Source organism: Candidatus Hydrogenedentota bacterium (assembly GCA_012523015.1).
Lineage (GTDB): Bacteria > Hydrogenedentota > Hydrogenedentia > Hydrogenedentales > CAITNO01 > JAAYBJ01.
This window is the reverse complement of the sequence record JAAYJI010000154.1, coordinates 1-10520: the sequence shown is the minus strand read 5'-3', so window position 1 is coordinate 10520 and position 10520 is coordinate 1. Positions and strand designations below refer to the sequence as shown.

Here is a 10520-nt window from a genome sequence, read left to right as displayed (position 1 = left end):
CCTTCGAAAATGAAAATCTACCTCAAATATGAGGGGCTCAATCCAACGGGCTCTTTCAAAGATCGCGGGATGACGATGGCGATTACCAAGGCTTTGGAAGAAGAGTACGAGATGGTCATGTGTGCGTCTACGGGAAACACCTCGGCTTCCGCGGCTGCCTATGCGGCGCGGGCAGGCATCAAATGTGTCGTGTTGATCCCGGAGGGGAAGATTGCTTTTGGCAAGTTGTCGCAGGCCATGGTGCACGGTGCGCAGATTCTTCAGATTCAGGGTAATTTTGACGATGCCCTCACCTTGGTGCGCAAAATCTGCGATGAATTCCCCATTGCATTGGTGAACTCTGTCAATCCTTATCGCATAGAAGGTCAAAAGACTGCTGCCTTTGAAATACTGGATGATTTTGAGGGCACTGCGCCGGATTTCCAATGTATGCCTGTGGGTAATGCGGGGAATATTACCGCCTATTGGAAAGGCTACCGCGAATATAAGGCCATGGGTAAAAGTGATTCCTTGCCGCGCATGTTGGGCTTTCAGGCGGCGGGCTCTGCGCCTTTGGTTTTGGGGCATCCGGTCTTGGATCCGGACACCTACGCTACCGCTATCCGCATCGGCAATCCTGCCAGCTGGCAGACAGCTATTGAGGCACGGGATCAGTCCAACGGTCTTATCACATCTGTTACCGACGACGAGATCCGGGAAGCTTATGCCTTAGTGGCGCGTATGGAAGGGATCTTTTGTGAGCCTGCCAGCGCGGCCAGTGTGGCGGGTCTTGTAAAGTTGTCCAAGGAAGGTTTCTTCGATACAGCAACGCCGAGACAAGGCGATCGTTTCCGTGTGGTATGCATTCTCACAGGTCATGGTTTGAAAGACCCGGATAATGCTGTTGCCGCTGCGGAACAACCCCATACGGTCGAGGCAAAAGAAGAAAAGATTCTTGAACTGCTCGGGTTTAGCCCCGCTCTTGTTTAATTGTCGCCTTCATCCGTTTCTTCATATTCTTCTTCCATTTGCATGGTTTCAATAGCAACGGTTTCGAGGATACGGCTGATCTTGCGTTTGCGGAAGACAAGGAGCGGCACGTTTTGAATAACGAGCAGTTCTTTGTTGCCCGTGGCACTGAAAAGCCTAATGGTTCCTGAACCGCAAATGAGCAGCTCCAGCATGTCAGTGTATTCTGCGCGCACCCGTTTCGCTCCGCGGCCAATAGCATCTTCTTTATAGCCGAAGACATGGTGTTCAATTTCATTGTGCGTGATACGATAACGATCATTGAAATAGGCCATGAACAGCATGATCAGGTAAATGAAAAGCAAAATAAAGGAGAGGGTCGCCATAAAGGAGGAAGGAATGGTCAGATCAATCTCTCGAATAAACGCGCCGATAGTACCAAAAAATTTAATTTCCTTAACCCCCTGCAGCCACAAGATCCCGAACCAACTGCAAAAGAAAAGAACGAGACAAAAAATGCTGGCCCGGAGATTTAAATCAACCCCCATCGTGATTAAGACAAGGGACATGATGGCGAGATAGGTCCAAGCCACAGCGCGGAGCCCATTGTCACCCAGCAATTCCATAGACTGTATTCCTGCAAATAAAAAACCAAATACGATGACAGGCCACACGTAGAGGAATGGAGGAAAAGAAAAGATCGTAATAGAAGCAGGTTTTTTTGACAGAGCCATAGCAGTAATTCCTTCTGATGCTACAAGTATCCCTAATCCATTAACAACAATCACTGTAACAGTCTAACACGTTAACGTGAATCATTTCTAAAAATTATTTTACATCTTTTTCCTCTGTTTTTTGTTCTCTTGCCGCCGTACGAGAATCCCAGTCGCAGTCGCGGCAAATCCACAGAGGTTGCCCATAGGGTTTTACGATTCCCAAGGTTAATAAGGAAAAGAGCAATCCGGGAAATAAGTGACCGGGCATGGATACCATATTCGCCGACCCGCAGCGCGGACAGTTTTCCGGTGTTTCTCCCGGAACCCAGTCCCCTTGTGGTGAATCAAGGGGAAATTCATAATCGTCATCAATGGGCGCCGGCGGGTTGTTTAAAAGCTTTCGCGCTTTACGAACATCCTTCATGGATACTTTCAAAACAGGACCCCGTGCCAGCATGGAGTAACGCCCTGACCACGCCTTCATGTTTTCTACGCTGTTCTCAACATGAATGCCGTTTTCTTCCAGATAAGAGGCGAAAAAAGCGGCTTCGGCGGGATCGCTGCATTGTTTAACAGTAACAAGTTTTGCCTGCATGATAATGTGTCCTCAATGGTTGACCTGATCAGGCATTTGTTGGGGTGTTTTTGCGCACGCCGATTGTCGGAATCAGGTGGGAATAACCTGTTGTTTGTTGATTCGCTGGAGATGGGCGCGCAACTGGCCGGAAGCGATATCATGCAGTTCCACCGGAACATCATCATAGGCAAGGGGCAGCAGTTGTTTTATATCTTTCACACCTGTCTCCAATAGTTCTTTGATTTTGTTTTCTCGCATAAGACGATGTTCCAAGGTGTTACGGAACAGTGCAGCGCCTTCGTCTTTTATCAAAGGAGGACCATGAGCGGGTATTGTCAGCAGGGCTTCAATCCGTGAAATGAGATCCAGACTTTTTATATAGGCGTCCATATCGCCGCCGTGATCGGGATCAATCAAAATGGTACCGGGATTCGCGACGAGATCGCCTGCCAAGAGGGTACAGCTGCGCTCTTCGAAATAACAGCAATGACCGGGGTGATGTCCCGGTGTGTAGATACAGCGCAACCGCCACGGCGGCGAACCTTCCAGTGTAAGCACTTCTCCATCCGACAAGGATTTTGTATTGAGAAACTGTTGCGTTACGGAAGGATGTCCGTAGATGGGGATGTGGTGCTGTTCTGAGAGTTGCGCTGCGAAGGCACAATGATCCGGGTGATCGTGGGTCAGCACCACGGCGGCGGGTTTCCCTTTCAGGCCTTCACATAGGGTCTGCATATGTCGGGAGAAGCGTTCTTGCTCCTTTTCATCGGCAATTCCCGGGTCAACAATGGCAAGTTCTTTCTCACCAACAATCACGCAGTTTGTATGGGTCGACGGCGGCAGGGTAGGGGCACGTACAGGTACAATATGGATACCCGAGGCAGGTTCGATGTAGTCCATAAGCGTATCTGAAAAGCCGGGTGTATGTTGAAGTCGTTCTAAGGCTTCTTCTAAAGGAAAAGCCGCGAGCCGCTGAAGCACAAAAATTAGCGGCGTGGACAGGGTCATCCGCTTCATGCCCCGTTGCTCCAACGCCTCTCGCGGTGTTAGCCAGCGCAGCGCCGTTATTTCTTCGTCATCGCCCATAGGTGTGCCGGGCAAGGGTTCTGCACATTGAAAGAAAAAGTATCGGGTATCAAAACGTCTGGGCGAAAAGGAGGGGGTGATCCATCTGCCTGCGGATACGAAAGCCGAGCGGTCAATAGAGAGTCCTTCCGCTTCCAAAAAAGACTCAAACTGTGGCGGATCATCCATAACAGCGCGGCGTATGGGATCACTCATCTCATAGCTTCGCAGCTCCGGTGTCGTTAATAAGAGACCCGTTTCTTCGAAAACTTCGCGCACGGCTGCAGTCAAAAAACGGGCATCTTCAGGGTCGTGGGAAGGGTGAACGCAGCGGCCTGTGTCCGCTTCGGCAACATGACCGCCGGGAAAGGCGTAATGACCGCCCATAAAGCTGAGCTGCTCATTTCTTTTGGCGAAGAGTAGACGTCCCCCTTGCTCTTCGTAGAGAATGACTACTGCAGCCGGGACCGGTAAGGAGCCGGCGGAGCAGTTATATCGCAGCCAAGTACTCATGGGCGCTTTCTTTTTTCACAGAGAACCGGATATTAAACTTAAGCTATAACGCGATAAGGGAAAGGGACTATTCCCCCAGGCGGGCTTATTCTCTTGAAACAGCTATCCTGTTCAGGACAATGGAATACAGTGTAACACGCTTTTCCTCTAAAATCATAAGAAAGAACGACGGGAAAAGGAGTAGTAGCCTATACCTATATGGTGTCTGTACTGTTGTATTAACAACAAGGGAAAATAATGGATTTATCTCAAGAAAAAACACGCATCAATAGACTATTTTAAGGCGTTCCTTTTCTGTCGCAGAGTCATGAATTGCCTGAACAACTTGCATATACTGCAACCCTTCTTCAAAATTGGGATGATAGGGAGTGCCCTCACGGATGGCGTCGACAAAATCCTGTTCTACACGCCACTGTTTGACATCGTAACGCTCTTCTTCACGGGGCGTTATAACTTCACGCGTGCCCGTCGTGACGCGGTACAAGATGTCCTCATCAATATCATAATGAAGCGCTTCTTTTTCGCCATAGATATGAATGGAATCGCCGGTGAAGCCCGATACGCCGTTGATGGTGTAATGAACGGGAATATCTTTCTCGCCCACTAGGGTATCGGCCAAAACTTGGTCAGGAATATGCACGGCGGTCATGATGCCTTCTGCATTAGGGCGCTCTTTGGTGTAGAGGAAGGTCTGGGCAAAGACTTGGCTTGTCAATCCGAACCAGCGGTGTATTACTTCTATATACATACCCAAGGTCTGCACGTTCAATCCGGACAGGCTGTAATCTTTGCGCCAATTGATGGGTGTAGTCGGGTCGACCCATGCATTGGAGAAGCTATTGACGGTTACATAGCGAATGGCGCCCAAGGCTTCTTCTTTGAGAAGCCTCGCCATGAGTTTATCGATACGTAATCCAAAAGGAACAGGGCATAGGGCAGCTACTTTGTCGCTGCTTCGCGCGGCAGACGCCATGAGCTCCGCTTCTGCCTGATCTCTTGCCATGCGCGCTTGACAGAATACATGTTTCTCTTCTTGAAGGGCTGCCACGCTCGCTTCGCAGTGCAGGTAGGGCCAAGCGCCGATGAGTACGGTATTGATGTCATCACGGGCGATAAGTTCCTGCCAAGAATCGCTGACCTCCGGAATACCGGATTCTTGAGCAGCTTGCAAGGAAGATTCCCTGCTGCGATTGGCGACGGCACATAATTTGACGCCCTCAATGGCGCGTAAACCCGGAAGGTGGCGGGAGCGGCAAATACCGCCGAGACCTATGATTCCGATACGGATTTCTTCCATGATCTGTACTCCTGCTTTATGCGCGGAAAAGACTGTGACCAATACCCATGGCTTCGCGGCAGCGCTCCACGGTATCCAATGCCACCGGCGTAACGCGCTTGGCATTTTCTTTCAAAAAATCCATGATAAAATCATCATTATGGGCGGGATCATTATAAGCGTCAATAATGGGTTCGTTGAAAGCGGAGACATAGTGTGCCACTGTTTTCTTCAGCGACCCGTAGAATTTGCCGCCTTTTCTATATTGATCCAGATAGTCTAAATAAACCGATTCCGGAGCGAGCAGCGAGAGCAGACGGTATAACGCTCCCACGCCGGAAGGCAGCTTTTTGGTCACAATTTCCGGATCGGTGCTGTCGGTGTCAAGGGGCATCGGTTCTGTGGTGGTGGGTACTCCCTTAATTTTATTCAAGACCACATCGGGCGGATCGAGGAGGTCAAGGGTATTGTTTTCGCTTTTACCCATTTTTTCTGAGCCGTCCAACCCCGGTAAGCGCAAGGCATCCCGACCCAAGGGTCGGGGCACATGGAATACTTCGCCGAAGCGATGGTTGAAGCGTGCCGCCAAGTCACAAGCCATCTCCAAATGCTGCCGTTGATCATCGCCCACAGGGACAAGATCGGCGCGCACAATTAAAATATCAGCTGCCATCAGCACCGGATAGCCCAGCAGTCCATAAGACAAGGGATTCCCTTCCACCTTGGGATCTTCCTGAATCTTGCTGAACTTGTCTTTATAGGTGGTGCCTCGTTCCAAGAGGCCGATATTGGTCAACATGCCCAACAGCAAGCTGAGTTCTGCCGTACAGGGTAGATCGCTTTGTCGATAAATGATCGATTTCACCGGATCAAGACCGCATGCCACGTAGGTGCGCAGCATATCCAAGGTGTTGCGGAATAAGTCTCTGCGTTCCGTGACGGTGGTCAATGCGTGGTAGTCAGCGATAAAATAATAGCAATGGGCATCTTCTTCTTGAAGTCTTAAAAAATGCCGAATAGCTCCAAAATAATTGCCGTAATGAAGCCGCCCTGTCGGACGGATCCCCGAAAGAATGACTTCCTTCTGCTTCATCATACACGATTCCTTTTAAGCTTGAAAGTGTTGTCTGATCCTTGTACCTCCAGTCAGGCGGGATCGGAAAAAAAATGGGTTTCGGTTTCTGTTGCATATCACGGATATGGCAAGAACATAAGAATGATAAGAGAAACCGCACACCCTATATAGTACACGAAAATACAGGGAAAATTCCTATCAACCGTACTTTCGCGGCTTCCAAAGATACCGAGTGAGAAAGGGACGACAAAAAAGAATTTGTGTTTTCCCCGTGGGTCAAGTAGAATTTTCTTGTTCATGATAAACTTTTAATGGCGGCGAAGCGAGAAGGAATCTGCAATGGATTTATCCCCTTGGCTTACAGTATTTCAAAACGTGACAGCGGACTATTATGAATATGCTCGGAATGCAGCGGCGCAAGGCCGCAAGGTGGCGGGCTATCTCTGTTCCTATGTACCCCAAGAACTTCTCTACGGGGCAGGCTATTTGCCCATACGCATTTTGGGGCGTGTCGGAGCCACATCACGAGCCGATGAACTGCTCCAACCTTTTTCCTGTAGTTTTGCGAGGAGCGTATTGGACACGGCACTCGAAAGAGAATGGCCCCTTTTGAATTTGACTTTATTCGCCCACACCTGCGACACCATGCAGAATGTTGCCGACCTATGGCGAGCCCACACAGGGGACAGCAAGACGATTATTGTGTCCATTCCCACACGCGTTGACACAGAGGCGGCAGCCCAATATTATAGCGACGAGCTGCAGCGCGTGCGCAGCCTCCTTGAAGAAGACAGCGGTCCCATTGCGGAAGACACGATACAGCAGGCCTTTGATCTGTATCAAGAGCACCGCGCCACGATGAACGAACTCTATAGACTTCATGCGGAACATCCCGGCCTATTGACAGGGACACAGCTCATGGAGATCAACTTGGCAGGTCAGTTGATGGATCGTGCCGAACATTTAGCGGCTGTGAAGGCGCTGATTGCCGCGTTCCAAGCAGTGTCTGACTTGCCCGACGAAAAGATGCCCCGTGTTTTTGTGTGGGGCAGTATGTGCCGCCACACCGCTTTTATTGAACTCATAGAACAAGCAGGCTGCCGGGTTGTTGGCGATGATTTATGTGTAGGATCCCGCAGTTATGCACCTGCACACGTGGAGGGTGCCACGCCCATGGAATCGGTGGTACGTTATTATCTGGCACGCGCCCACTGTCCCGCCTTTCATCGTGATATGCATCACCCCGGCACCGCCTTGGTGGAAGCGGCACAGCGGTATAAAGCGCAGGGTGTCATCTTTCTCATGACCAATTTTTGCGATCCCACCGCCTTTGATTATGTGCCCATAACCCAGGCATTAGAAAAGGCAGATATTCCTTCGTTGACCTTATCCGTGGAGCAGCATCAAGAACCGCCGGAACAATTGCGTACCCGCGTCGAAGCCTTTGCAGAAATGCTGCAAGGAAGTGCAGTCTCATGAGTGGCAGAGCCGTGTATGCAGGCGTAGATGTAGGCAGCGCCACAACGAAAGCCCTTTGGATTGACGGAGACGCCCGTGTATTGGGCAGCCGTGTCATTCCCAGCGGCGGCAATTTGGCCGATGCTGCAGGCCGCTGCCTTCAATACGCCGCCGAAGAAGCAGGATGTTCTCTCGACAGCGCTGCCTGTATCGTTGCCACGGGCTACGGACGGGAACGGGTTGCTGAGCGCAGCCGCTCTGTTACCGAGATCAGTTGTCATGCACGGGGCGCACGGGCGCTTTACCCGGAGGCGCGCTCGGTAATTGATATTGGCGGTCAAGATTCGAAAGCCATAGCCCTTGATGAGCGTGGCCGTGTTCTTCGTTTTGAAATGAACGATAAGTGCGCCGCCGGTACAGGCAGATTCCTTGAGGTGATGGCGCGCTTGTTGGAATTAGATCTTGATCGTTTCGGTTCCCGGGCCGGTCACGCCGTCGCGCCCGTTTCTATCTCCTCGACGTGTACCGTTTTTGCGGAAAGCGAGGTCATTTCCCACCTGGCGCAGGATCGTGCCGTAGATGACATTGTCGCGGGATTATGTCGTTCCATAGCCGCCAGAGTCCATAGTCTGGTTTCTCGTGCCCGTCTTACGGCGCCCACAATGATGACGGGCGGCGTTGCAAAAAATGTGGGCGTGGTCAATGCCATGGAGGCGCTTTTGGGCAGCCCCCTCCATATACCGGAGTCGCCGCAGACTGTCGGCGCTTTGGGCGCCGCTTTGTACGCCTTGGATGAAGGCACGCAGCAATAAAAAAAGGCACCTGCTCCATGAGGAACAGGCGCCTCGCCGTTTAGGACTAATTTATTTGTTGTGTTTGTCCAAATAATTGGCAACACCTTGTGCTGTTGCCGTCATGGCTTCCTTGCCTTTACTCCAGTTCGCGGGGCACACTTCGCCGTACTGCTCATGATGTTGCAGCGCATCCAGCATGCGCAAGGTTTCGGCTACGCTGCGGCCCAAGGGCAGATCATTAATGAGCGCGTGCCGTACTACCCCTTCTTTATCGATGAGGAAAAGGCCGCGAAGCGCCACAGATTCTTCGAAAAGGACGCCGTAGTTTCGGGCGATTTGTTTCGTAATATCGGCGACGAGAGGATATTGAATATTGCCGATACCGCCCTTTTCGATAGGTGTATTTTTCCAAGCCAAGTGGCTGAACTGAGAGTCCACGGACACGCCGATGACCTGGCAGTTGCGCTCGGCAAAATCAGGAAGCTGTTTGTCGAAGGCCATAATTTCTGACGGGCATACGAAAGTGAAATCCATGGGATAGAAAAAGAGTACCACGTATTTGCCGCGAAAATCAGACAATCTGAAGTTTTCGTTGAAACTATTGTCGGGCATAACGGTTACGGCTTTGAAATCAGGGGCAGGATGGGTCACATGGACAGACATTACTTTACTCCTTATAGTTAGGCTGATAGGTGTTGCAGCAGATTCAACTGAAATAGCGTTTGGTGGTTGATCTGCTTTCTTTAAAAGGGATGTTTACGGATAGACCTTCTACAGCGCCTATCCGCACAAGGTACATAAATTGGCAACCATAATGCCGGTTTCCGTGGCGAGAGGTGTGTCCGAAAAAGGCTTTGCACACCTTCGTTTTCACAAGGCATTATTCGGTACGTTGGCCCAATTCTCTGTTGAGCATGAACATGGCACCGGGAGCGCCTTGCGCCAGTTTGAGCAGCTGAACTACTTCATCAACAGAAGCTTCTTCTTCGACTTGTTCGATGATAAACCAGTTCAGGAACAGGGCGGAAGCCGTATCTCCCACTTCCACCGCTTTGTTATAAAGTGTATGGATGCAGCCTGATATATAGCACTCATGCTTATAGGCGGCTTCGAAGGCGTCTAAGGGATTTTCCCAAGAAGCGGGGGGCGTGCCGATAGCATCTAATACGACCTCACCGCCTCGTTCATGGAGATAATCAATCAGTTTCGTGGCGTGACTCACTTCTTCCATCGCCTGTGCACGCATCCATGTGGCGAAGCCCTTCAAATTTTGAGCTTCAAAAAAGTTGACCATGGACAGGTAAATGTAGGCGGAATAGAGTTCTTCATTAACTTGCTTATTAAAGGCTTTTTGCAGTTCTTGGTTCAGCATCGTTTCCTCTCCTCAAGGGTTGTTGTGGAATGTGGATGGTATGAACGTCGACACAAACGACGTCATTCTACAGGAAAAACGATTTTAATTTCGTCTTTATTCCATAGGGGAATGCCTTTTTTATATAGAGCGATTTTTAAACAGGCTCAGCCTATACGACCTAAAAAGCAGCTATTCATGGTTAAAAAAAAGAACAGCAAAGGAAGCGAATATAAATGGTGGTGAAGAAACAAGAACCTTCTCTTCAATCGGAAAAAACATTGCGATCTTATGATTTCACAGCTTCGCGCAGAATGCCAGGGGTATGCGAGCCAAGGTACATAACGCAGCGCCTCAATGATTCAAAGGCCTCGGGCGCGATAAATCGCGCCCCTACACCGCAAAGCGTTGTGCGACTCCCGTCCATCGTGTCCATTCTGTCCCTTAGAGGGAAACTCCTCTACCCGCAACGCGCGCTGAAGCATGACGCGCACCCGACCCATAATTTGATTGTATACGGTTTTATTCGCCGAATAAGGGCTAAAAATAATCCTTTACTTATTTTCTTCTGTAGGTTATACTCATACAAAGAGAAAGCCTTCACTTGTTTGTCCTGTTTTGCCGCGGCGCAGCGATCAGGAAGGATCAAGGAGGAAAGCTATGAAACAGATTTTGTTTTATGCGTGGGGACTGCCCATCTACGCCTATGCCTTCTTCTTGAGTTTCAGCTTTGTCTTCTGCATTCTT

The 10520-nt window shown here is 50.1% G+C and carries 10 protein-coding genes; 3 read left to right on the top strand and 7 right to left on the bottom strand.

Annotation, left to right across the window (positions count from 1 at the left end; all coding sequences use genetic code 11):
• The coding region (locus GX117_06715) for a threonine synthase (GenBank protein ID NLO33033.1) at positions 1–969 on the top strand (969 nt) is incomplete at its 5' end.
• On the opposite strand, the gene GX117_06710 is transcribed toward GX117_06715, so the two are convergent.
• From GX117_06710 to trpS, 5 genes are all read right to left on the bottom strand, one after another.
• Positions 966–1682, bottom strand: coding sequence for a hypothetical protein (locus GX117_06710; protein ID NLO33032.1), 717 nt, complete (start codon positions 1680–1682; stop codon positions 966–968). The two genes, GX117_06715 and GX117_06710, sit on opposite strands and share 4 nt — an antisense overlap.
• A gap of 94 nt (positions 1683–1776) precedes the next feature.
• Positions 1777–2259, bottom strand: coding sequence for a DUF2007 domain-containing protein (locus GX117_06705; GenBank protein NLO33031.1), 483 nt, complete (start codon positions 2257–2259; stop codon positions 1777–1779).
• 72 nt (positions 2260–2331) lie between these two features.
• The gene (locus GX117_06700; GenBank protein ID NLO33030.1) at positions 2332–3819 is read right to left on the bottom strand and encodes an MBL fold metallo-hydrolase; all 1488 of its coding nucleotides are present in this window, start codon (positions 3817–3819) and stop codon (positions 2332–2334) included.
• A 265-nt stretch (positions 3820–4084) separates the two neighbouring features.
• A complete protein-coding gene (locus tag GX117_06695; GenBank protein NLO33029.1) occupies positions 4085–5116 on the bottom strand; it encodes a Gfo/Idh/MocA family oxidoreductase in 1032 nt (343 codons plus the stop codon).
• Positions 5117–5132: 16 nt separating this feature from the next.
• Positions 5133–6191: a tryptophan--tRNA ligase gene (gene trpS, locus GX117_06690; GenBank protein ID NLO33028.1), complete on the bottom strand. Its 1059-nt coding sequence runs from the start codon at positions 6189–6191 to the stop codon at positions 5133–5135.
• Positions 6192–6509: 318 nt separating this feature from the next.
• On the opposite strand from trpS, the gene GX117_06685 reads away from it, so the two are divergent.
• Complete coding sequence (locus GX117_06685) at positions 6510–7649, top strand: 2-hydroxyacyl-CoA dehydratase (GenBank protein NLO33027.1); 1140 nt, start codon at positions 6510–6512, stop codon at positions 7647–7649.
• Positions 7646–8440, top strand: a complete 795-nt coding sequence (locus GX117_06680; protein NLO33026.1) for a 2-hydroxyglutaryl-CoA dehydratase — start codon at positions 7646–7648, stop codon at positions 8438–8440. The genes GX117_06685 and GX117_06680 overlap by 4 nt, the downstream gene beginning before the upstream one ends.
• 51 nt (positions 8441–8491) lie before the next feature.
• On the opposite strand, the gene GX117_06675 is transcribed toward GX117_06680, so the two are convergent.
• Both GX117_06675 and GX117_06670 read right to left on the bottom strand, forming a co-directional pair.
• A complete protein-coding gene (locus tag GX117_06675; protein ID NLO33025.1) occupies positions 8492–9085 on the bottom strand; it encodes a peroxiredoxin in 594 nt (197 codons plus the stop codon).
• 217 nt (positions 9086–9302) lie between these two features.
• Positions 9303–9794 carry a ferritin gene (locus GX117_06670; protein NLO33024.1) on the bottom strand — a complete coding sequence of 164 codons (492 nt, stop codon included), beginning with the start codon at positions 9792–9794 and terminating at the stop codon, positions 9303–9305.
• Positions 9795–10520 lie beyond the last annotated feature (726 nt).

What these genes read in the sequence shown, in the direction of transcription:
- GX117_06710 (NLO33032.1), bottom strand. Translation starts at nt 1,682, where the DNA reads ATGGCTCTGTCAAAAAAACCTGCTTCTATTACGATCTTTTCTTTTCCT.
- GX117_06705 (NLO33031.1), bottom strand. Translation starts at nt 2,259, where the DNA reads ATGCAGGCAAAACTTGTTACTGTTAAACAATGCAGCGATCCCGCCGAA.
- GX117_06700 (NLO33030.1), bottom strand. Translation starts at nt 3,819, where the DNA reads ATGAGTACTTGGCTGCGATATAACTGCTCCGCCGGCTCCTTACCGGTC.
- GX117_06695 (NLO33029.1), bottom strand. Translation starts at nt 5,116, where the DNA reads ATGGAAGAAATCCGTATCGGAATCATAGGTCTCGGCGGTATTTGCCGC.
- trpS (NLO33028.1), bottom strand. Translation starts at nt 6,191, where the DNA reads ATGATGAAGCAGAAGGAAGTCATTCTTTCGGGGATCCGTCCGACAGGG.
- GX117_06685 (NLO33027.1), top strand. Translation starts at nt 6,510, where the DNA reads ATGGATTTATCCCCTTGGCTTACAGTATTTCAAAACGTGACAGCGGAC.
- GX117_06680 (NLO33026.1), top strand. Translation starts at nt 7,646, where the DNA reads ATGAGTGGCAGAGCCGTGTATGCAGGCGTAGATGTAGGCAGCGCCACA.
- GX117_06675 (NLO33025.1), bottom strand. Translation starts at nt 9,085, where the DNA reads ATGTCTGTCCATGTGACCCATCCTGCCCCTGATTTCAAAGCCGTAACC.
- GX117_06670 (NLO33024.1), bottom strand. Translation starts at nt 9,794, where the DNA reads ATGCTGAACCAAGAACTGCAAAAAGCCTTTAATAAGCAAGTTAATGAA.